18 protein-coding genes are annotated in these 21,881 nt (G+C 71.4%); 8 read left to right on the top strand and 10 right to left on the bottom strand.

The window, feature by feature from the left end; all coding sequences use genetic code 11:
- Positions 1–244: 244 nt before the first annotated feature.
- Positions 245–1,684 carry a GMP reductase gene (guaB1, locus tag FYC51_RS01500; RefSeq protein WP_148731926.1) on the bottom strand — a complete coding sequence of 480 codons (1,440 nt, stop codon included), beginning with the start codon at positions 1,682–1,684 and terminating at the stop codon, positions 245–247.
- 146 nt (positions 1,685–1,830) lie between these two features.
- Here guaB1 and FYC51_RS01505 point away from each other — a divergent pair, with 146 nt between their 5' ends.
- On the top strand, positions 1,831–5,667 hold the full coding sequence (locus FYC51_RS01505; protein ID WP_148731927.1) for a multifunctional oxoglutarate decarboxylase/oxoglutarate dehydrogenase thiamine pyrophosphate-binding subunit/dihydrolipoyllysine-residue succinyltransferase subunit: 3,837 nt from the start codon (positions 1,831–1,833) through the stop codon (positions 5,665–5,667).
- A 74-nt stretch (positions 5,668–5,741) separates the two neighbouring features.
- Here the strand turns inward: FYC51_RS01505 and FYC51_RS01510 are convergent, their stop codons facing one another.
- The 3 genes from FYC51_RS01510 to FYC51_RS01520 all read right to left on the bottom strand — a co-directional run bounded on the left by FYC51_RS01510 (position 5,742) and on the right by FYC51_RS01520 (position 9,063).
- Positions 5,742–8,018, bottom strand: a complete 2,277-nt coding sequence (locus FYC51_RS01510; protein WP_148731928.1) for an MMPL family transporter — start codon at positions 8,016–8,018, stop codon at positions 5,742–5,744.
- 125 nt (positions 8,019–8,143) lie between these two features.
- The gene (locus FYC51_RS01515) at positions 8,144–8,404 is read right to left on the bottom strand and encodes a zf-HC2 domain-containing protein (RefSeq protein ID WP_148731929.1); all 261 of its coding nucleotides are present in this window, start codon (positions 8,402–8,404) and stop codon (positions 8,144–8,146) included.
- Entirely contained in the window at positions 8,401–9,063 is a 663-nt protein-coding gene (locus FYC51_RS01520; RefSeq protein ID WP_187432441.1) for a sigma-70 family RNA polymerase sigma factor, read from the bottom strand. The genes FYC51_RS01515 and FYC51_RS01520 overlap by 4 nt, the downstream gene beginning before the upstream one ends.
- Positions 9,064–9,173: 110 nt before the next feature.
- Between FYC51_RS01520 and aroA the strand changes: the two genes are divergently transcribed.
- From aroA to bcp, 3 genes are all read left to right on the top strand, one after another.
- Positions 9,174–10,544, top strand: a complete 1,371-nt coding sequence (gene aroA, locus FYC51_RS01525; RefSeq protein ID WP_148731930.1) for a 3-phosphoshikimate 1-carboxyvinyltransferase — start codon at positions 9,174–9,176, stop codon at positions 10,542–10,544.
- Positions 10,541–11,578, top strand: coding sequence for a ribosome small subunit-dependent GTPase A (rsgA, locus tag FYC51_RS01530; RefSeq protein ID WP_148731931.1), 1,038 nt, complete (start codon positions 10,541–10,543; stop codon positions 11,576–11,578). The genes aroA and rsgA overlap by 4 nt, the downstream gene beginning before the upstream one ends.
- Positions 11,579–11,657: 79 nt before the next feature.
- The gene (bcp, locus tag FYC51_RS01535) at positions 11,658–12,128 is read left to right on the top strand and encodes a thioredoxin-dependent thiol peroxidase (RefSeq protein ID WP_148731932.1); all 471 of its coding nucleotides are present in this window, start codon (positions 11,658–11,660) and stop codon (positions 12,126–12,128) included.
- Between the two features lie 46 nt (positions 12,129–12,174).
- On the opposite strand, the gene FYC51_RS01540 is transcribed toward bcp, so the two are convergent.
- Positions 12,175–12,633: a hypothetical protein gene (locus FYC51_RS01540; RefSeq protein ID WP_187432442.1), complete on the bottom strand. Its 459-nt coding sequence runs from the start codon at positions 12,631–12,633 to the stop codon at positions 12,175–12,177.
- Positions 12,634–12,836: 203 nt separating this feature from the next.
- On the opposite strand from FYC51_RS01540, the gene FYC51_RS01545 reads away from it, so the two are divergent.
- A complete protein-coding gene (locus FYC51_RS01545) occupies positions 12,837–13,085 on the top strand; it encodes a WhiB family transcriptional regulator (protein WP_055859573.1) in 249 nt (82 codons plus the stop codon).
- 45 nt (positions 13,086–13,130) lie between these two features.
- On the opposite strand, the gene FYC51_RS01550 is transcribed toward FYC51_RS01545, so the two are convergent.
- From FYC51_RS01550 to FYC51_RS01560, 3 genes are read right to left on the bottom strand one after another with little or no spacing between them, the layout of a single operon-like run.
- Positions 13,131–14,624 carry a sensor histidine kinase gene (locus FYC51_RS01550; RefSeq protein ID WP_148731933.1) on the bottom strand — a complete coding sequence of 498 codons (1,494 nt, stop codon included), beginning with the start codon at positions 14,622–14,624 and terminating at the stop codon, positions 13,131–13,133.
- A gap of 49 nt (positions 14,625–14,673) precedes the next feature.
- Positions 14,674–15,921: a CpaE/TadZ family protein gene (locus tag FYC51_RS01555; protein WP_148731934.1), complete on the bottom strand. Its 1,248-nt coding sequence runs from the start codon at positions 15,919–15,921 to the stop codon at positions 14,674–14,676.
- Positions 15,921–16,550, bottom strand: coding sequence for a hypothetical protein (locus tag FYC51_RS01560; protein WP_148731935.1), 630 nt, complete (start codon positions 16,548–16,550; stop codon positions 15,921–15,923). Before FYC51_RS01560 ends, FYC51_RS01555 begins: the two co-directional genes overlap by 1 nt.
- 119 nt (positions 16,551–16,669) lie before the next feature.
- On the opposite strand from FYC51_RS01560, the gene FYC51_RS01565 reads away from it, so the two are divergent.
- Together FYC51_RS01565 and FYC51_RS01570 are read left to right on the top strand one after the other, a co-directional pair.
- Complete coding sequence (locus FYC51_RS01565) at positions 16,670–16,963, top strand: helix-turn-helix domain-containing protein (RefSeq protein WP_148731936.1); 294 nt, start codon at positions 16,670–16,672, stop codon at positions 16,961–16,963.
- A 54-nt stretch (positions 16,964–17,017) separates the two neighbouring features.
- Complete coding sequence (locus FYC51_RS01570) at positions 17,018–17,749, top strand: 4a-hydroxytetrahydrobiopterin dehydratase (protein ID WP_148731937.1); 732 nt, start codon at positions 17,018–17,020, stop codon at positions 17,747–17,749.
- Here the strand turns inward: FYC51_RS01570 and FYC51_RS01575 are convergent.
- Positions 17,746–18,342, bottom strand: coding sequence for a hypothetical protein (locus FYC51_RS01575; protein WP_148731938.1), 597 nt, complete (start codon positions 18,340–18,342; stop codon positions 17,746–17,748). The genes FYC51_RS01570 and FYC51_RS01575 overlap by 4 nt on opposite strands.
- Positions 18,343–18,517: 175 nt before the next feature.
- Between FYC51_RS01575 and FYC51_RS01580 the strand changes: the two genes are divergently transcribed.
- Positions 18,518–18,964, top strand: a complete 447-nt coding sequence (locus tag FYC51_RS01580) for an Rv3235 family protein (protein ID WP_187432443.1) — start codon at positions 18,518–18,520, stop codon at positions 18,962–18,964.
- A gap of 87 nt (positions 18,965–19,051) precedes the next feature.
- Here FYC51_RS01580 and secA read toward each other — a convergent pair whose 3' ends face one another.
- Positions 19,052–21,844, bottom strand: coding sequence for a preprotein translocase subunit SecA (secA, locus tag FYC51_RS01585; protein WP_148731939.1), 2,793 nt, complete (start codon positions 21,842–21,844; stop codon positions 19,052–19,054).
- Positions 21,845–21,881 lie beyond the last annotated feature (37 nt).

Raw genomic sequence — 21,881 nt, forward strand, 5'->3', positions numbered from 1 at the left:
TCACGGGCGAGGGTCTATGGTCGGGCGTATTCGCAGAGGGAGGATCGTCCATTGTCCGCCCAGTATATCGGCGGCGTCCGCGCACCTTCCGAGTGGTAACGCCCCCGTCACACGCCGCGGTGGCTCGCCGAATCCGCCCGCCGCTGCGCCACTTCCGCGCCGTCCGCGCCACTCCTGCTGGCGCAGTCCGCGTCGAAGTGGCGCAGCGGCTCTGCGCGAGCGCCGAGGCGAGCCGCGGCATCCGCTACCAGCTGACCGGCAGCGCCTTGCCCTCCTCGTAGCCGGCGGCCGACTGCACGCCAACCAGGGCTCGCTCGCGGAACTCCTCGATGGAGCGCGCGCCCGCGTAGGTGAACGAGCTGCGCACGCCCGAGGTGATCATGTCGAGCAGGTCCTCGAGCGACGGGCGCAGCGGGTCGAGGTAGATCGACGACGACGAGATGCCCTCGGCGAAGAGCTCCTTGCGCGCGAGCTCGTACGGCGAGAGCCGGTCGAACCGCTCGCGCACCGCCTTCGTCGACGCCATGCCCCAGCTCTCCTTGAAGAGCCGGCCCGAGGCGTCGCGCCGGAGCGTCCCGGGTGCCTCGATCGTGCCGGCGAACCACGAGCCGATCATGACGGATGCCGCGCCCGCCGCCAGGGCGAGCGCCACGTCGCGCGGGTACCGGACGCCGCCGTCCGCCCAGACCTTCGCGCCGAGCTCTCGCGCCGCCTCAGCGGTCTCGAGCACCGCGGAGAACTGCGGCCGCCCGACTGCCGTCATCATGCGCGTCGTGCACATCGCGCCCGGGCCGACGCCCACCTTCAGCACGTCGGCGCCCGCCGCCACGAGGTCCCCCACCGCGTCGGCGGTCACGATGTTGCCCGCGACGATCGGCACGCCGAGGTCGAGGTCCTTCACGATGCCGACCGCGCGGAGCATGCCCTCCTGGTGGCCGTGCGCGGTGTCGATGACGAGCATGTCGACGCCGGCGCCGACGAGCGCCTTCGCCTTCGACGCCACGTCGCCGTTGATGCCGACCGCCGCCGCGACCCGGAGACGGCCCGACGCGTCGACGTTGGGCTGGTAGAGCGTGCCGCGCAGCGCGCTGCGCCGGCTCAGCGTCCCGACCACGCGACCGTGCTCCATGACCGGGGCGAAGTCCAGGTCGGCGTCGACCATGAGGTCGAAGGCCCGCCGCGGCGAGTCGACGTCGTCGGCGTCGATCGACGCGAGGCCGCCGTGCACGAGGTCGCCGAGCCGCGCGTCCGAGAGCGCGGTCGCGAGGCGCTCGGCGGTGATGGTGCCGACGTAGGTTCCGCGCGCGTCGTGCAGCACGATGCCGTGGCCCGCCACGGGCGGCAGCACCGCGAGGGCGTCGGCGACCGTGTCGTCGGGCGAGAAGTCGTGGGGGGTGTCGAACCGCGGCGACTGCACCTTCACCCACCGGATCGCCTCGTCGAGCTCCTGCAGGTGCAGGTCCTGCGGCAGCACGCCGATCCCGCCGCGCCGGGCGAGCGTCGCCGCCAGCCGCGGCCCGGTGATCGAGTTCATGTTCGCCGAGACGATGGGCACGGATGCCCCGGAGCCGTCGTCGGGCGCCAGCGACACGTCGAGGCGGCTCGTCACGCCCGACCGGCTGGGCACGAGGAAGACGTCGGAGTACGTGAGGTCGTGGCGCGGGGTCGTCCGGTAGAACTCCATGCGCCCCACGCTACCGCCGCAAGGGGGCACCCGAGCCTCCGCAGGGGGTTTAGGCTTGTGTGGGTGATCGGGCACGGGTGCGTGCGCGCACGGGCCGATCGCCGGCAGAGGAATCCAGCATCAACGGAGAGAGTGGGCGAGAGGCTGTGTCGAGCCAATTGACCGGGTCGGGGTCCGAGGAGAAGACCGCGGGCGAGTACGGAGCCAACGAATGGCTCGTCGACGAGATGTACGAGAAGTACGTCGCCGATCCCGAGTCCGTCGACCGCACCTGGTGGCCGGTCCTCGAGCACTACCGCCAGGTCCGCGCCGGCGGCGACGGCGCCGCCACCGAGCAGGCGGCGGCTCCCGAGGCCGCCCCCGCCGAAGCAGCCGCACCCGCCCCGGCCGCAGAGGCCGCACCGGCGCAGGCGGCTCCCGCCGCACCGGCGGCGCCCGCCGCTCCCCAGGCTCCGGCGTCCGAGGCCGCGCCGCCCGCGGCATCCGCCGCCGTCGAGCCCGCGCCGGCCACGGCGCCCTCGCCGGTCATCGGCCAGGCCCCCGAGGCGCGCACCACGTCGGTCGCGCCGCGCACGGCGCCCGTCCCGGCCGACGTGCCGATCACGAGCCCGCAGCCCGTCGTCGCCGACGCGATCCTCGAAGACGAGGTCGTCGTGCTCAAGGGCCTCCCCAAGACGCTCGCGGCCAACATGGACCAGAGCCTCACCGTGCCGACCGCGACCAGCGTGCGCACCGTGCCGGCGAAGCTCATGATCGACAACCGCATCGTGATCAACAACCACCTCCGTCGCACCCGCGGCGGCAAGGTGTCGTTCACGCACCTCATCGGGTGGGCGCTCATCCAGGCGCTCAAGGAGTTCCCGAGCCAGAACGTCTACTACACCGAGACCGACGGCAAGCCGGCGATGGTGAAGCCCGCCCACATCGGCCTCGGCATCGCGATCGACATCCCGAAGCCCGACGGCACCCGCGCCCTCCTCGTGCCCGCCATCAAGCGCGCCGAGACGATGACCTTCAACGAGTACCTCACCGCCTACGAGGACCTCGTCACCCGCGCCCGCACGAACAAGCTCACCGCCGACGACTTCAAGGGCGCGACGATCTCGCTCACCAACCCGGGCGGCATCGGCACCGTGCACTCCGTCCCGCGCCTCATGAAGGGCCAGGGCTGCATCATCGGCGCCGGCGCCCTCGAGTACCCGGCGGAGTTCCAGGGCTCGTCGGAGAAGACCCTCGCGAACCTCGCGATCGGCAAGACGATCACCCTCACGTCGACCTACGACCACCGCGTCATCCAGGGCGCCGGGTCGGGCGAGTTCCTGAAGAAGGTCCACGAGCTGCTCATCGGGCAGCGCGACTTCTACGAGAAGCTGTTCGCCGCGCTCCGCCTCCCCTACGAGCCCATCCGCTGGGCGCCCGACATCTCCGTCGACATCGCGAGCGCGATCGACAAGACCGCCCGCGTGCAGGAGCTCATCAACTCCTTCCGCGTGCGCGGCCACATGATGGCCGACATCGACCCGCTCGAGTACGTGCAGCGCTCGCACCCCGACCTCGACATCGCGAGCCACGGCCTCACCTTCTGGGACCTCGACCGCGAGTTCGTGACGGGCGGGTTCGGCGACAAGCGCACGGCACTGCTGCGCGACATCCTCGGCGTGCTGCGCGACTCGTACTGCCGCACCATCGGCATCGAGTACATGCACATCCAGGACCCGGTGCAGCGCAAGTGGATCCAGGGCGAGGTCGAGCGCAAGTACGAGAAGCCGTCGCACGACGAGCAGATGCGCATCCTCGCCAAGCTCAACGAGGCCGAGGCGTTCGAGACCTTCCTGCAGACGAAGTACGTCGGCCAGAAGCGGTTCAGCCTCGAGGGCGGCGAGTCCGTCATCGCCCTGCTCGACGAGATCCTCCAGGGCGCGGCCAAGGAGGGCATGGACGAGGTCGCCATCGGCATGGCGCACCGCGGCCGGCTCAACGTGCTCACGAACATCGCGGGCAAGACCTACGGCCAGGTGTTCCGCGAGTTCGAGGGCACCCAGGACACGAGGGCCTCCTCGGGCTCCGGCGACGTGAAGTACCACCTCGGCACCGAGGGCACCTTCACCGCCGACGACGGCAACCAGGTGCCCGTGTCGCTCGCCGCGAACCCCTCGCACCTCGAGGCGGTCGACGGCGTGCTCGAGGGCATCGTGCGCGCCAAGCAGGACCGCAAGCCGATCGGCACGTTCTCGACCCTGCCGATCCTCATCCACGGCGACGCGGCCATGGCCGGCCAGGGCATCGTGGTCGAGACCATGCAGATGTCGCAGCTGCGCGGCTACCGCACGGGCGGCACGATCCACGTCAACATCAACAACCAGGTCGGCTTCACCACCGTCCCGGGCGACGCGCGGTCGTCGATCTACTCGACGGACGTCGCGAAGACGATCCAGGCCCCGATCTTCCACGTGAACGGCGACGACCCCGAGGCCGTCGTGCGCGTCGCGGAGCTCGCGTTCCGCTACCGCCAGGAGTTCAAGCGCGACGTGGTCATCGACCTCGTCTGCTACCGCCGCCGCGGCCACAACGAGGGCGACGACCCGTCGATGACGCAGCCGCTCATGTACAACCTCATCGAGGCGAAGCGCTCCGTGCGCAAGCTGTACACCGAGGCCCTCGTCGGCCGCGGTGACATCACCGAGGAGGAGTACGAGGAGGCGCACCGCGACTTCCAGGACCGCATGGAGCGCGCCTTCGCCGAGACCCACGCCGCGCAGACCGGCGCGATCCCGATCATCGGCGCCACCGAGTCGACCCGCGAACCCGAGCCCGCCTCGGGCGAGCTCGAGACCACGGGCGTCTCGCTCGACGTCGTGCACGCCGTCGGCGACGCCTTCGAGAACAAGCCCGCCGGCTTCACCGTGCACCCGAAGATCCAGCAGCTGCTCACGAAGCGCCTCGACATGAGCCGCAACGGCAAGATCGACTGGGGCTTCGGCGAGCTGCTCGCGCTCGGCTCCCTCCTGCTCGAGGGCACTCCGGTGCGCCTCGCCGGCCAGGACGCCCGCCGCGGCACCTTCGTGCAGCGCCACGCGGTGCTCCACGACCGCGTGAACGGCCAGGAGTGGCTGCCGCTGCAGAACCTCTCGGAGAACCAGGCCAAGTTCTGGATCTACGACTCGCTGCTCAGCGAGTACGCCGCGATGGGCTTCGAGTACGGCTACTCCGTCGAGCGGGCCGACGCGCTCGTGCTGTGGGAGGCGCAGTTCGGCGACTTCGCCAACGGCGCGCAGACCATCGTCGACGAGTTCATCTCCTCGGCCGAGCAGAAGTGGGGCCAGCGCTCCAGCGTCGTGCTCCTGCTCCCCCACGGCTACGAAGGACAGGGACCCGACCACTCGAGCGCCCGCATCGAGCGGTACCTGCAGATGTGCGCCGAGGACAACATGACCGTCGCCCGCCCGTCGACGCCGGCGTCGTACTTCCACCTGCTGCGCCGCCAGGCGTATGCTCGGCCCCGCCGCCCGCTCGTGGTCTTCACGCCGAAGGCGATGCTGCGACTGCGCGGTGCGACGAGCGAGGTGTCCGACTTCACGAGCGGCCGGTTCGAGCCGGTCATCGACGACGCCCGCATCACCGACAAGGCCGCCGTCAAGCGCGCGGTGTTCGTCTCGGGCAAGTTCTACTACGACCTCATCGCCGGGCTCGAGAAGAACCCCAACCCCGAGATCGCGGTCGTGCGCCTCGAGCAGTTCTACCCGCTCCCCGCTCGTGAGCTGAAGGCCGTCGCGGACTCGTATCCGAACGCCGAGCTCATGTGGGCCCAGGAGGAGCCCGAGAACCAGGGCGCCTGGCCGTTCTTCATCATCGAGACGAACAAGCTCGGACCGCGTCCGGTCTCCGTCGTCGCCCGTCCGTCGGCCGCGTCGCCGGCGACCGGGTCGGCCAAGCGCCACGCCGCCGAGCAGGCCGAGCTGGTGCGCCGGGCGCTCGAGCTGTAGCCCGACCTCGAACGACGAAGAGCGGATGCCTCGCGGCATCCGCTCTTCGCATGTCGGGCGCAGCCCGCGTCCGGTCAGGCGCGGTGCACCGGCTCGCGGTGCTCGGCGAGGTCGGCCGCCTCGGACTCGATCGACTCCACCGCATCGCCCCGCGACGGCTCGGCGGCGCCCGAACGCCACAGCCGCGACGGCCACCAGATCACGCGGCCGAGGTCGTACGAGAGCGCGGGCACGAGCAGCGACCGCACCAGGAACGTGTCGAGCAGCACGCCGAACGCGACGATGAACGAGATCTGCGCGAGGAACAGGATCGGCAGCACGCCGAGCGCCGCGAACGTCGCGGCGAGCACGAGACCCGCCGAGGTGATGACGCCGCCGGTCACCACGAGCCCGCGCAGCACGCCGTCGCGGGTGCCGTGCCGCGCGCTCTCCTCCCGAACCCTGGTCATCAGGAAGATGTTGTAGTCGACGCCGAGCGCGACGAGGAAGACGAAGCCGAACAACGGCACGACGGGATCCGCACCGGGGAACCCGAAGACGCCGTCGAAGACGAGCGCCGAGACCCCGAGGGCGGCCGCGAACGAGAGCACCACCGTGCCGATGAGCAGCAGCGGCGCCACGATCGCCCGCAGCAGCAGCATGAGGATCACGAGGATCACGGCGAGCACGAGCGGGATGATGAGGTTCCGATCCCGGATCGATGCGTCCTTCGTGTCGAGCGCCACGGCCGTCGTGCCGCCGACGAGGACGGAGTCCTCGGGCGAGACGTCGGCGAGCTCGGCACGCAGGGTCGCCACGACCTGCTCGGCCGCGTCGGAGTCGCTCGCGTCGGCGAGTGTGGCATCGAGCTGCACCCGCCCGTCGACGACCGTCGGCTCGCCCGCGGGCGTGCCGGGAGGTCCGAGCGGCTGGATGCCCTCGTCGGTCACCGGCAGGGAGCCGCTCGGCGAGTCGTCCGACACGACGGCGACGGCCTCGACGCCGTCGGTGGCGAGCAGCACGTCGGCGACCGCCTGCAGGTCGTCCTCGGGCGCGAAGACCACCGCCGGGGTGCCCGATCCGCCCGGGAAGTGCGCGCTCAGCAGCGCCTGCCCGTCGCGGGCCTGCGACTCGCCGAGCACGAACTCGCTCGACGGCACCCCGTCGGCCTTCAGCTGGGTCATGCCGATCGCCATGACGGCGAGCAGCAGCGTCGACGCGATCCACGTGACGCGAGGGCGCCGCGCGATGAGGCGCGCGACCTTCTGCCACACCCCGCGCCGGCCGACCACGTCGTCCGACTCGACGTGGGCGCCGAACCGCGGCCGCACCGGCCAGAACGCCGCGCGTCCGGCCCAGAGCATGAGGGCGGGCAGCAGCGTGAGCGAGGCGAGCAGGGCGAACAGGATGCCGATGGCCGACACGGGGCCGAGGATCTTGTTGCTCGTGAGCTCCGAGACGAGCAGCATGAGCAGCCCGGCGATGACCGTGCCCCCCGACGCGAGGATGGGCTCCCACGATCCGCGCAGTGCGGCCCACGTGGCGTCCCACTTCCGCTCGTGCACGTGCAGCGCCTCGCGGTATCGAGCGATGTAGAGGAGCGAGTAGTCGGTCGCGGCCCCGATGACGAGGATGAACAGGATGCCCTGCGTCTGCCCGTTGAGCACGAGCACGTCGGCACGGGCGAGCGCGACGACCGCGAGCACGGACGCGCAGAGCGCGGTGAGGCTGGTGCCGAGCACGATGACGGGCAGCAGGGGCGATCGGTAGACGATCACCAGGATGACGAACACGGCCGCGAACGCGACGAGGAGCAGCAGTCCGTCGATGCCCGCGAAGGCCGCGACGAGGTCGGTCGTGAATCCGGCCGGTCCGGTCACGGCGGCCTGCAGCCCGTCGCCCGATGTCCCGGCGACGCGGTCGCGCAGCTCGCCGACCACGACATCGGTCTCGGCGCCGGCGTCGAGCTGCACGAACACCTCGACGGCCTCGCCGTCGTCGGACGCGACCGGCGGCGAGACCCCGTCGTCGACGACGCCCTCGACGTCCTGGAAGGCGGCCGCGTCGGCCTCGATCGCACGCTCGTCGGCCGCGGTGATGCCGCCGTCGCGCTCGTACACGACGATCGCGGGGATCACGTCGGCCGACCGGAACGCCGCCTGGAGGTCCTGCGCCCGCGTCGACTCGGCGTCGGCCGGCAGGAACTGCGCCTGCTCGTTCTCGACGAGGTCGCTGAGCGCCCCGAACGATGCGCCGCCGGCGCCGAAGGCGCCGAACCAGACGAGGATGAGGACGGCGGGGATCAGGGCCCGCAGCCACGTGGGCACGCGGGAGGGCGTCGATTCGGGACGGGTGCGGTTCGAGGGTTCCATCCCGACCGACGTTACGGACGGGTGCCGCCGGCTCACTTCCACCGAAAGACGGAACCGCCCGCCGGTCCTGCCGCGCGCAACGCGACGCGAGCGGGATGGGCGCTCAGCCGCTCAGGCTCGGGCCCTCAGTCGACGAGCAGGACGCCGTGGTCCGACTGGATGTCGCGGATGCGCGCGAGCACGACGGTGCGCAGCTCCTCGGGAGCGCTCTCCTTGCAGGCGCGCTGCACGACCTCGGTGATCGCGATGCCGACGCGGTACTCGCCACGGCAGTCGGCGCAGTTCTCCATGTGCTCGCGGATGTCCGCGGCATCCTCACGGCACAGCTCGTGGTGCAGGTACTCCTCGAGCTCCGCCCGTGCCTTCTCACAGCCGCAGTCGGTCATCTCGCGCTCCTGGGCATGCTCTGCCTCCTGGTGGTTGGTTGCGCCGTCGCGCCCGCGAACCCCTGCTCGCTGGCGTAGTCGGCGAGGGACTCGCGAAGCATCCGCCGGCCACGGTGCAGGCGGCTCATCACGGTCCCGATGGGGGTGTTCATCATGTCGGCGATCTCCTGGTAGGAGAAGCCCTCGACGTCGGCGAAGTACACGGCGAGGCGGAAGTCCTCGGGCAGTGCCTGCAGGGCGTCCTTCACGGCACTGTCGGGCAGGTGGTCGATCGCCTCGGCCTCGGCCGATCGGCTCGACCGCGCGGTCGTCGACTCGGCTCCGCCGAGCTGCCAGTCCTCGAGGTCGTCGATCGTGCCCTGATAGGGCTCGCGCTGCTTCTTGCGGTAGCTGTTGATGAAGGTGTTCGTGAGGATGCGGTACAGCCAGGCCTTCAGGTTGGTGCCCTGCTTGAACTGCCCGAACGCGGCGAACGCCTTCACGAACGTCTCCTGCACGAGGTCCTGCGCGTCGGCGGGATTCTTGGTCATGCGGAGGGCCGCGGCGTACAGCTGGTCGAGGAACGGCAGCGCCTGCTCCTCGAAGAGCTCGCCCAGGCTGCGCTCGTCGGCAGGGGTGGCCGCGTCGTCGGACGTGGTCTCGATCTCGTCGCCAGTCATCACCGGCCATCCTAGATCGTCTCTCTCGACGACCGCCGGGCGCTCGAGCATCGCCACCGTCACGCGCACCAACTCCTTCTTTTCTCCTCGGACGCTACTGTTGATAACCGATGCAGATTTCGAGGTATTCCGCACCCGAGTTCGACCCCTACGGCGACAACCGCCAGCAGGAGCCCGACGCGGGGTGGCTCGCGCCGACCGCGACGGCACCGCTCGAGTCGGTCGTCGCCATTCCGGGATCGAAGTCGCTCACGAACCGCGAGCTCGTGCTCGCCGCCCTCGCCGACGGGCCGTCCACGCTGCACGCGCCGCTCTGGTCGCGCGACAGCGAGCTCATGGTCGAGGGGCTCCGTGCCCTGGGCACCCGGTTCGAGCGGATGCCGGGCACCGGCGGATTCGGCGACGACCTCCGCGTCATCCCGGCCGACGAGCTCCTCGGCTCCACCACGATCGACTGCGGACTCGCCGGCACCGTGATGCGCTTCCTGCCGCCGGTCGCGGCGCTCGCGCTGGGACCGACGACGTTCGACGGCGACGAGGGCGCCCGGCGTCGCCCCATGGGCGGCTCGATCCATGGCCTGCAGGCGCTCGGCGTCGACCTCGACGACGACGGCCGCGGCGCACTCCCCTTCACCGTCCACGGCACCGGGCGGGTCGAGGGCGGCGAGCTCGCCATCGACGCCTCGGCCTCGAGCCAGTTCGTGTCGGGGCTGCTCCTCTCCGCGGCCCGCTTCGAGCGCGGGCTCGACCTCCGGCACACCGGCGAGCGGCTTCCGAGCCTGCCGCACATCGAGATGACGATCGAGACCCTACGCGCACGCCGGGTCGACGTCGCCAGCCCCGAGCCGGGTCGGTGGGTCGTCGAGCCCGGTGCCATCGCCGCCGTCGACGTGGCGATCGAACCCGACCTGTCGAACGCCGCGCCGTTCCTGGTGGCCGCGCTCGTCGCCGGCGGACAGGTCACGATCACCGGCTGGCCCGCGCAGACCACGCAGGTCGGCGCGCAGCTCGCCCAGCTCCTCCCCCGGTTCGGCGCCCGCGTCTCGCTCGACGACGACCGGCTCACCGTGCACGCGCCCGAGCCCGCCGCCGACGGCGGTCGCGGCATCCGGGGCGTCGACCTCGACCTCTCGGAGGCGGGCGAGCTCGTGCCGAACCTCGTCGCGCTGGCCGCGTTCGGCGACGGCCCCTCGACGTTCTCGGGCATCGGCCACATCCGCCACCACGAGACCGACCGGCTCGCGGCCCTCGCCGCCGAGCTCAACGGCCTCGGGGGCCGGGTCACCGAGCTCGACGACGGGCTGCGCGTCGAGCCCGTCGCGCTCACGGGCGGTCCCTGGCGCGCCTACGCCGACCACCGGATGGCCACCACGGGCGCGATCATCGGCCTCGCGGTGCCCGGCGTGGTCGTGGACGACATCGGCTCCACCTCGAAGACGCTGCCGCAGTTCACGAAGCTCTGGGAGCAGATGCTGGCATGAGCTGGTGGGACGCGGACGACGACGAGGACGAGCCCGAGTACGACGAGTCCGACGTGCGCGTGCGTCCCAACCGTCGCGGCAGCCGACCGCGCACCAAGGTGCGCCCCGAGCACGCCGATGCCGTCTCCGGAACCGTCCTCGGCGTCGATCGCGGGCGCTACGCGGTGCTCGTCGACGAGGGCGAGCCCGACGAGCGCGACATCACGGCCGCCCGGGCGAGCGAGCTGCGCCGCAAGTCGGTGGTCACCGGCGACCGCGTCGACCTCGTGGGCGACACCAGCGGCGAGCCGGGAACGCTCGCCCGCATCGTGCGGATCGGCGAGCGCTCCACGCTGCTGCGACGCAGCGCCGACGACACCGACGAGGTCGAGCGCATCATCGTCGCGAACGCCGACCAGATGCTCATCGTCGTGGCCGCGGCGAACCCCGAGCCGCGCATCCGGCTCGTCGACCGCTACCTCGTCGCGGCGTACGACGCCGGCATCCGCCCCATCCTGTGCATCACGAAGACCGACCTCGCCGACCCCGCGGAGTTCCTCGAGAACTTCGCCGGCCTCGACCTCCCGGTGTTCCGCTCGAGCACCGAGCACATGCCGCTCGACGAGATCACGCGCACCCTCATCGGCCATCGCACGGTGTTCGTGGGGCACTCGGGCGTCGGCAAGTCGACGCTCGTCAACGCCCTCGTCCCCGGCGCCGACCGCGCGATCGGCCGCGTCAACGAGGTGACCGGCCGCGGCCGCCACACCTCGTCGTCCACGGTGTCGCTGCGCGTCGAGGGAGCCGGCGGCACCGGCTGGGTCATCGACACCCCGGGCGTCCGCTCGTTCGGCCTCGGGCATGTGGACCCCGCGAACATCCTCGGCGCATTCACCGACCTCGCGCGCATCGCCGAGGACTGCCCGCGCGGCTGCACCCACCTGCCCGACTCCCCTGATTGCGCCATCATCGAGGCGGTGGAGGCGGGCGAGCTCGGCGACACCGGGCGGGCCCGGCTCGACTCGCTGCAGCGGCTGCTCGCGACCTTCGCCTGAGCAACGGATGCCGCGCGCCCGCCTCGTTCGAGGGTGCCCGTCGCACGTCGCACTCAGGGTCGCTGCCTAGCATGGACGGATGACCGAAGCACGTCTCGCCCCCGGCGATCTCGCTCCCGATTTCACGCTCCACGACCAGGACGACAACCCGATGACCCTCTCCTCGCTGCGCGGCTCGCGCGTGGTGCTGTACTTCTACCCCGAGGCGATGACCCCCGGCTGCACCACCGAGGCGTGCGACTTCCGCGACAACCTCAACTCGTTCGCCGGCGCCGGGGTGCGAGTGGTCGGCGTCTCGAAGGACGACGTGTCGAAGCTCAAGGCCTTCGCCGAGCGCGACCGCCTGAACTACACCCTGCTCTCCGACGCCGACCTCGCCGTGCAGCAGCGCTACGGCGTGTGGGGCGAGAAGTCGCTCTACGGCAAGGTCGTCGTCGGCAGCATCCGCTCGACCTTCGTCATCGGCGCCGACGGGCGCATCGAGAAGGCCTGGTACAACGTGAAGGCGACCGGCCACGTCGCCCGCGTGGGCCGCGAGCTCGGGCTGTAGCCACCTCGACTCGCGCCTCGTTCCTCCCGGCGCCCGGAGCTCGACGTCAGTCGGCGCCGGGCGCCGATTCGTGCTCGGGGCGGGTGTAGGCGAGCCGAACCGGGGTCCAGAGCAGCAGCCCGATCACGACGACCGCGGGCACGAGCAGCAGCCAGCCGACGTCGGGACGCGCGAACAGCCCCTGGAACGCGCCGACCGCGATCGAGACCTGCAGCACCTGCCACACGATCGCACCGGCCCGCGTCCACGGCGCGCGGCGCAGCGAGCCGATCGCCACCGCCGAGACCCAGGCCGCACCGACCAGCACGAGCACGATGAGCGCGATCGCGGTGGCGTACGAAGACGGCTGCAGCGCCAGCAGGTCGACGACCAGCCACACCACGACGGCGATGAGCGCCAGCGCCTCGAGGACGAGGATCGCCGAGACGACCACGAGGGCGACCTTCACGCCTCCTGAAGCGGATGCCGCGGGCGGCATGTCTCCCTCGGCGCGATCCCGATTCACAGGGTTATCCCAAGCACGACTATTGATTCGATCTCTCCGCTATGCGACCATTTATGAGGCCGAGTTGATGCTCACAGGGACGTGAGCCGATCAGTCATGATCCTACTTCCCGAGATTCGGCTTTCCCCCTGCAGCACAAGCCCGACTCGGGCTTCGCGCAATCGTGCGCGTCTGCGAACGAAGTAACCACAAGGAGCATCTCCATGGATTGGCGCGACAAAGCCGCCTGCCTCACCGCTGACCCGGAACTCTTCTTCCCCGTCGGCAACACTGGTCCCGCCGTCGACCAGATCGAGAAGGCGAAGGCTGTCTGCGCCCGGTGCACCGTCACCGAGATCTGCCTCCAGTACGCCCTCGAGACCGGACAGGACTCGGGCGTGTGGGGCGGCCTCAGCGAGGACGAGCGTCGCGCCCTCAAGCGTCGCGCGGCCCGCGCGCGTCGCGCAGGCTGATCGCCGGCGGGCGGCATCGCCCGCGCGGCATCCGCCGCACCAGCCCTATTCCGCCGTGATCCACCGCAGCGGCACCTCGATCGTCACCTCGGTGCCGCGACCGACGACCGTGTGCCAGTCGATCGTGCCGCCGAGCTCGCCCTGGATCAAGGTGCGCACGATCTGCGTGCCGAGGCCCTCGCCGACCTTGCCCTCGGGCAGGCCCGACCCGGTGTCGCGGACCTGCACGGTGAGCATGGTCGGCGAACGGTCGGCGATGATCTCCACGTCACCCTCCTGACCCGCGAGCCCGTGCTCGACCGCGTTCGTCACGAGCTCGGTGAGGGCGAGCGCGAGCGGGGTCGCGTACTCGCTCGGCAGCACGCCGAACGAGCCCGAGCGCTTCGGGTGCGCCGTCGTGTTGTGCGCCGAGGCGACCTCGGCGACGAGCAGCAGCGCCCGGTCGAACACCTGGTCGAAGTCGACGTTCTGCGTGAGTCCCTCGGAGAGCGTGTCGTGCACGACCGCGATGGCGCCGACGCGGCGCATGGCCTGCGTGAGCGCGTCGCGCGCCTCGTCGGAGTGCGTGCGCCGTGCCTGGATGCGCAGGAGCGAGGCGACGGTCTGCAGGTTGTTCTTGACGCGGTGGTGGATCTCGCGGATCGTCGCGTCCTTCGTGATCAGCTCCTGCTCCTGGTGGCGGAGCTCGGTGACGTCGCGGCTCAGCACGATGGCGCCGACCCGCTCGCCGCGGCGGCGGATCGGGATCGCCCGGAGCGACACGGTCACGCCGCGCGACTCCACGTCGGTGCGCCACGGCGCACGGCCGGTGACGACGAGCGGCAGCGACTCGTCGACGACGAGCTTTCCGCTGAGCAGGCGCGTGGTGACCTCGGCGAGCGACTCCCCCTCGAGTTCGTCGTCGAAGCCCATGCGGTTGAAGGCCGAGAGCGCGTTCGGGCTGGCGAACGTCGTGATGCCGTCGACGTCGAGGCGGATGAGGCCGTCGGAGGCGCGGGGCGCACCGCGACGAGGCCCGGTGGGCGCACCCAGGTCGGGGAAGTCCCCCGACGCGATCATCTGGAAGAGCTCCTCGGCGCACTCGTTGAACGTGAGCTCCTGCCGGCTCGGCGTGCGCGTCGCCCCGAGGTTGGTGTGGCGGGTGATGACGGCGACCGGCTCGGGCGCGAGCTCGGTGCCGGTGGCCGAGAGCCGCCGCATCACGGGCACGGCGCGCACGCGCGTGGGCATCTCCTCGTACCAGTCGGGCGCGGAGGAGTCGGCGATGGCGGCCGTCTCGAACGCCTGCGTGACGAGGTCGCGCCACTGCGACTTGATCGGCTGGCCGACGAAGTCCCGGTAGAACAGCGTCGCAGCGCTCGACGGCCGCGAGTGCGCGACCGCCACGAAGTCGTCGTCGCCCGACGGCACCCACAGCACGATGTCGGCGAAGGCGAGGTCGGCGAGCAGCTGCAGGTCGCCGACGAGCATGTGCAGCCAGTCGACGTCGGCCTGACTGCTGCGGCCCTGGGCGAGGACGAGTTCACTGAGGGTCGACACAGACCCAGCGTAGTGCGTGCCTCCCGTGCGGCCTGCCGGGCGGAAACGCTCAGCTCGCGACGGGACGACGGCCCGGGGCGAACCCGAATCCGCGACGCTTCACCGGCTCGGGCACGGGCACGAGGTGCTCGAGCGCGTACTCGCGGAGCGCGGTGCGCAGCGGGCTGCGTGGCGCCGCATCGCGCAGGGTGCGCGCGGTGAGGGTCGCGGCATCCGTCGCCCGACCGTCGTGCGGCAGCAGCGTGGCATCGCCGATGCCCGCGAACCGGCGCAGCGTCTGGCGAACCTGCGCGTGGGCGTCGATGCCGAGGGCCGCCGACCGCACGCGGTTGACGATCACGTCGATGCGGTCGGGCTCGACCACCTCGACGAGGTCGGCGTGGCCGCGCAGGAGGCGGGACAGGCCGACCGGATCGGCGAGCCCGACGGCAACCACCCGATCGGCGGCGGCGAGCGCGGCGAACGTCGCGGCGTTCCGCCGTGGTGCGAACTGGTCGCTCGTGAGCTCCTCGTCGCGCTCGAGGCTGAAGCCCGTGTCGACGACGACGAACTCGCTCCGTGCGGCGATGGCCTGCAGGGCTGCGGTCACCCGGTCGTGCGCCAGCTCGGGCCAGCGGCTCGGCCCGACGAGTCCGGTGAACACGTCGAACGAGCCGCGCGGCGCCGAGTAGCGCTGGGCGATGCGCTCGAGCTCCGAGCGGTCGAGCGCATCGCCGCCCGCGAGCCGGCATGCGGATGCGAAGCCGGGCGCCTCGTCGAGCAGGCCGAGCGACGGCGCCACGGCACCGCCGTACGGATCGGCGTCGACCAGCGCGACCGAGTGACCCGCGGCCGCGATCTCGGCGGCGAGGTTCACGGCGATCGTGGTACGGCCCGGTGCGCCCGCCGGTCCCCACACCGCGACCAGCTCTCCGGTGCGGCGGGGGGCGCGCCGGGCGTCGCCGAGCCGCGAGGGCACCGGAACCCCGCCGCTCACGAGCTCCTCGATGTCGCGCCAGGCCGCCGAGCGGTCGAGGACCTCGTGCAGTCCGAGCTGTGCGGCATGTGCGCGTTCCGCATCGTTCGCGGCCAGGGCGACGAGACGGATGCCGCGCTCGTCGCACGCGGCGAGCAGGTCGGCGCTCAGGCTCACGCGCGCCGCTCCGACCAGCACGACCTCGGGAGCGAGCACGTCGAGGCTCTCGACGAGGTCGCGCCAGCCCACGAGCCGGGCGACGACGGTGTGGCCGTGCTCGACGACGTCGGCCAGCAGGCGATCCTCCGTCGACGGGTCGAGGGCCAGCGCGAGCCGTGCCATCAGTCTCCGCTCGGCCGGGCGGGCACGAGGTCGATGGCGTCGCCCGCGGCGAGCGCCTCGAGCAGGGCGGCGACCTTCTCGCGCGGCACGAGGAGCTCGACGGCCGGACCGCCCGACTCGACCATGCCCTCCGGCTCGTGGATCGCGGCGATCTCGGCGGCCGCGACGAGCACGGCGGGCGGCTCGTATGCGCCGCGTTCGATGAGCCGGGCCGACCAGACGTCGACGGTCGAGCCCGTGCCGAGCCCGCTCGGGAGTGCGCCGCGACTCGGCACGACCACGGTGGCGAGCCCCGTGCGGTCGGCGTCGTCGACCGCGGTCGCCGGGACCAGTTCGCCCGACTCGACCGTCCTGACGACGACCAGGCCGTCGTCGGGCACGTCGCCCGGCGCGAGGTAGGCGTCGGCGAGCGGCCCGAGCCGCACCGATTCGACGGCGAGATCGTCGACCGTGACGCGGGTGCCCGGCACGACGGTGTCGCGTACCGCGTACACGTCGATCGAGTCGTCGAGCCCGGTCACGAGCGCCCAGACGCCCGTGGTCGACGCCGCCACGAGCACCACGCCGATGACGAGACGCGGGTCGAGCCGGAGCGCGCCGCGCTCCGAGCGTTCCGGTCGACGGGGCATCGGGATCCTTCCGGTCGGGGCGCTCCGGCGCCGGGATCATCGTGGCGCGAATCCGTGAGGACGCCGCGAAGTTATCCACACCGGCGTCCGCCCGAGGGCGCCGGGTCGATACTTGATGCATGACCGCTCCAGGTTCGGGCGACCAGATCGGCCGGTTCCTCACCGTCGCCGACGCGGCCGAGATCCTCGCCGTCGACGTCGCGGCCGTCGACGAGCTGATCCGATCCGGCGAGCTCCCGGCCATCCGCGTGGGCAGTTCGGGTCCATGGCGCATCGAGCGCACGCAGCTCGAGGTGTGGATCGAGGAGCAGTACGAGCTCACGCGCCGGCACTCCGCGTGGCAGCAGGGCGAGTTCGCGAACATCGTCGAGCTCTCCGGGGCGCGCACCGCCCGGCTGCGTCCGGTCGACTAGGGCGCGTCCCGCGATGATGCCGCTGCGGCCGGATTCGCGATAGCCTCCCCGACTATGGACATGCTGAGGGGGGAGCAGATCGCCGCGGCCGACCTGACCGACTGGCGCAAGCTGGCCCAGGGACTGCATGCCCGGTACGTGGTCGACGACTTCGGCACCGGCGCACGGTTCGTCGTCGCGGTGGGTGAGGCGGGCGACGCGCTCGGCCACCATCCGCGCGTGTCGATCGGCACGGGCCACGTCGACCTCGAGTTGGTCAGCGACGATGCCATCTACCGCGACGACGAGGGCACCGAACACGTCGTCGAATGGGTGACCCAGCAGGACGTCGACCTCGCGCGGCGGATCACCGAGATCGCCGCGGACCACCGGCTCACCGCCGACCCGGCCTCGGTCAGCGAGATCGAGCTCGGGCTCGACACGACCCGCTCCGCGACCATCGCACCGGTGTGGGCCGCCCTGCTGACCGGGAGCGCCGCATCCCAGGGCCGAGGGTCCCCCAGCGACGAGATCCGGGACGCCACCCGACGGGTGCCGAACCTGTGGTTCGGGGACGCCGACCAGCCCGGCGCCCCGAGTCGGCGGTTCCACGTCGAGGTCTACGTGGCGGCCGAGGTGGCCGAGCAACGGATCGCCGCCGCCCTCGCCGCGGGTGGGACCCTGGTCGACGACAGCGACTCGCCCGGGCTCACCGTGATCGCCGACCAGGACGGCAACACGGGAGTCGTCTGCGTCGACGTGTCCGCCGCGAAGGATCGATCCCCCGACCGGCCTGACACGCCCTAGTCGAACGCGACGAGCACGATCCGGCCGATCGGCACGATGCGGATACCGCGGACATCGCGGTCCCGTCGTGCGGTTCCCGGTTCGTGCACCGCGAGGTCGAGGTGATCCCGCGCGACGCGATCGATCGTGCCGTGCACGCGGCCGTCCTTGGTCGTGAGGTGGATCGGCGTGCGACGACGGCACAGGTCGCGCAGCACGAACGGCAGCCCGATGCGCTCGGAGAGGCGGCCCGACCCCTGGGTTCCGGGCTCCAGGCTCGGCCCGACCTGCGAGCGCGACGGGAGCACCGCGGCGATCGCGCCCAACGGGACGAGGCACTGCCCGGGGCCGCGGCCGGACTCGGCGACGGTCGCGCTCATCCAGTCGCGGCCGAACGCGAGCGGTCGGACCTGGAGCTCCGTTCCGCCCATGAGCTCCACGCGGACCGCGATCGACCCCCCGTCGCCCGCGCGCGAGAGGGCGATCAGCCGGTCGCGGAGCGTCAGGCGCGCGAGCCGCAGGCGTTCCTCCTCGAGCGCGAGCGCCCGCTCCTCGTCGCGCTGCTCCTGGTCGAGCTGGGACTCGAGATCGTCGAACAGCAGGTCCCAGCGCATGCACGAACGTTACCCCGCAGGACCCGCGCAGCCCTCGATTCTCCACAGTCCGGGAATTTCCTTGACACGCCTCGGGGCCGCTCAATACGGTTCACTCAAGGATCCCTCATCACCCCCGATCGGGGGTGATCCTGCCGCCGGTCGAGAGGCCGCGGCCACCCCTCATGGAGCCGAGATGACCGCACGCCCTGCCGCCGGCCACGCCCTGGCGCGAGGTCCTGCCCGCCAGTTCCTCGACGATGACGACGAGTACTTCGGTCGTCAGCCCGCTCGCCGCAGAGACCTCCCCGATCCCGAGCAACTGCTCCGCAACCTCACGCACTGCGTCATCGAGGTGCTCGCCGGGGCGCGCGACCTCGAGCAGCTCGCGCGCTGGGTGACCGACGATGTCTACCGCAACCTGTCGAAGCGCGTCGTCCTCGCCGCCCGCGCACGACGTGTGAAAGGGCAGGCGCCGCAGCGCCCGGCGTTCACGGTCGGCCGGGTGCGCACCTGCGAACCGGTCGACGGCGTGGTCGAGGCCGTCGTGATGGTGCACCAGCGGGCTCGCTCACGCGCGGTCGCGATCCGACTCGAGGGCCTCGACCAGCGCTGGCGCGCCAGCGCCATCAGCGTGCTGTAACGGTCCTCGTCGCACGCCGCGTGCCTTCCCGTGCAACGACGGATGCGCCGCGCCCCGTGATCGGGGCGCGGCGCGTCGGTTTCGAGCTCAGCGGCCCTTGCGCTCCTGGGCGCGTCGCTCGGCGCGGTTCTGCGGGGCGGGCTGGCCGTCACCCTCGGTGCGCTGGCCGAATGCACCCCGGGCTGCCTCGACCTGCTGCGGCGCCTGCTGCTGCGCGACCGCACGACGGGCGCGCTGCGTCGCCGCCTGCTGCACCTGCCCACGCTGGTTGCGCACCTCGACGCCGCCCGAGTCGCTGGGCGCGGAGTAGCTCAGCCTGTCGTCGGAGGCGCCCTGGCGGCCGAGGCCCTTCGCCTCGATCGTCGCTCCGGTCGCGCCCTGGGCGGCGACCTCGACCTCGAGGTTGAAGAGGAAGCCGACCGTCTCCTCGCGGATGGAGCCCATCATCTGCTGGAACATCGCGTAGCCCTCGCGCTGGTACTCCACGAGCGGGTCGCGCTGGGCCATGGCGCGCAGGCCGATGCCGTCCTTCAGGTAGTCCATCTCGTAGAGGTGGTCGCGCCAACGGCGGTCGATCACCGAGAGCACGACGCGGCGCTCGAGCTCGCGCATCGCGGGGCTGCCGAGCTGCTGCTCGCGGCGCTGGTAGGCGTGCTTGGCGTCGGAGATGATCTCGCGGCGGATGAACTCGCGGTTGATCCGGCCCTTCTCCCCCGCCTCGGCGACGACCTCGTCGATCGTGATGCCGATCGGGTAGAGGGTCTTGAGCTCGGTCCAGAGCGCGTCGAAGTCCCACTCGTCGGGGTTGCCGTCGGCGGTGTGCTGGTCGAGCACCTCGTCGATGACGTTCTCGAGGAAGTTCTGCGTGCGCTCGTGCAGGTCGTCGCCCTCGAGGATGTGGCGGCGGTCGGAGTAGATCGCCTCGCGCTGCCGGTTGAGGACATCGTCGTACTTCAGCACGTTCTTGCGGATCTCGGCGTTGCGCGCCTCGACCTGCGACTGGGCCGAGCGGATGGCGCGGGTGACCACCTTCGACTCGATCGCCACGTCGTCGGGCACGCCGCGCGACATCAGGCTCTCGGCGGCGCCGGCGTTGAACAGGCGCATGAGGTCGTCGGTCAGCGACAGGTAGAACCGGCTCTCGCCCGGGTCGCCCTGACGGCCGGAGCGACCGCGCAGCTGGTTGTCGATGCGGCGCGACTCGTGGCGCTCGGTGCCGAGCACGTACAGCCCGCCCGCGCCGATGACCTTGTCGGCCTCCTTCTCGACCTCGGCCTTGACGCCGTCGAAGACGCCGTCCCAGGCCGCCTCGTACTCATCGGGAGTGTCGACCGGGCTGAGGCCCCGCTCGTGCATCTGCTGCACGGCCATGAACTCCGCGTTGCCGCCGAGCATGATGTCGGTGCCGCGCCCGGCCATGTTGGTGGCCACCGTGACCGCGCCCAGTCGGCCGGCCTGCGCCACGATCGCGGCCTCGCGGGCGTGGTTCTTCGCGTTGAGCACCTCGTGGCGGACGCCCTTCTTCGCGAGGAGCCGCGAGAGGTACTCGCTCTTCTCGACGCTCGTCGTGCCGACGAGCACGGGCTGGCCCTTCTGGTGCCGGCCGACGATGTCCTCGACGACCTGCGCGAACTTGGCCTCCTCGTTCTTGTAGACGAGGTCGGGCTGGTCCATGCGCACCATCGGCTTGTTGGTGGGGATCGGCACCACGCCGAGCTTGTACGTCGACATGAACTCGGCCGCCTCGGTCTCGGCGGTGCCGGTCATGCCCGAGAGCTTCTCGTAGAGGCGGAAGTAGTTCTGCAGCGTGACGGTGGCGAGGGTCTGGTTCTCGGCCTTGACCTGCACGCCCTCCTTCGCCTCGATCGCCTGGTGGATGCCCTCGTTGTAGCGGCGGCCCACGAGGATGCGGCCGGTGTGCTCGTCGACGATGAGCACCTCGCCGTTCATCACGACGTAGTCCTTGTCGCGCTTGAAGAGCGCCTTCGCCTTGATCGAGTTGTTGAGGAACGAGATGAGCGGGGTGTTCGCCGACTCGTACAGGTTCTCGATGCCGAGGTAGTCCTCGACCTTCTCGATGCCGGGCTCGAGGACGCCGACGGTGCGCTTCTTCTCGTCGACCTCGTAGTCCTCGCCGGACACGAGGCGCTGCGCGAGGCGCGCGAACTCGGTGAACCAGCGGTTCGCCTCGCCCGAGGCCGGGCCCGAGATGATGAGCGGGGTGCGGGCCTCGTCGATCAGGATCGAGTCGACCTCGTCGACGATCGCGAAGTGGTGTCCACGCTGGACCATGTCGGCCGCCTGCCACGCCATGTTGTCGCGCAGGTAGTCGAAGCCGAACTCGTTGTTCGTGCCGTAGGTGATGTCGGCCGCGTACTGCTCGCGGCGCACGGCGGGCGTCTGGCCCGCCACGATGCATCCGGTGGTCATGCCGAGCGCGCGGAACACGCGGCCCATGAGCTCGGACTGGTAGCTCGCGAGGAAGTCGTTGACCGTGACGACGTGCACGCCGCGGCTGGTCAGCGCGTTGAGGTAGGCCGCCGTGGTCGCGACCAGGGTCTTGCCCTCACCGGTCTTCATCTCGGCGATGTTGCCGAGGTGCAGCGCCGCGCCGCCCATGAGCTGGACGTCGAAGTGACGCAGGCCGAGCGTGCGACGGCTCGCCTCGCGGACCGCCGCGAACGCCTCGGGCAGCAGGTCGTCGAGGGACTCGCCGTTGCCGTAGCGCTCGCGGAGCTCGACCGTCTCGTGCTTCAGCTCCTCGTCGCTGAGGGCCGCGAAGTCGTCTTCGAGTGCGTTGATCGCCGCCGCGTAGTTCTCGAGTCGTCGGAGTGTGCGGCCCTCGCCGACGCGGAGGACCCTTTCCAGAATCGAAGCCACGAATTGTCTCCTGTAGTCGTCGGGCGTCGTGTTCCTC

This window comes from Agromyces mariniharenae (assembly GCF_008122505.1).
In the GTDB taxonomy this organism is placed as follows: Bacteria; Actinomycetota; Actinomycetes; order Actinomycetales; family Microbacteriaceae; genus Agromyces; species Agromyces mariniharenae.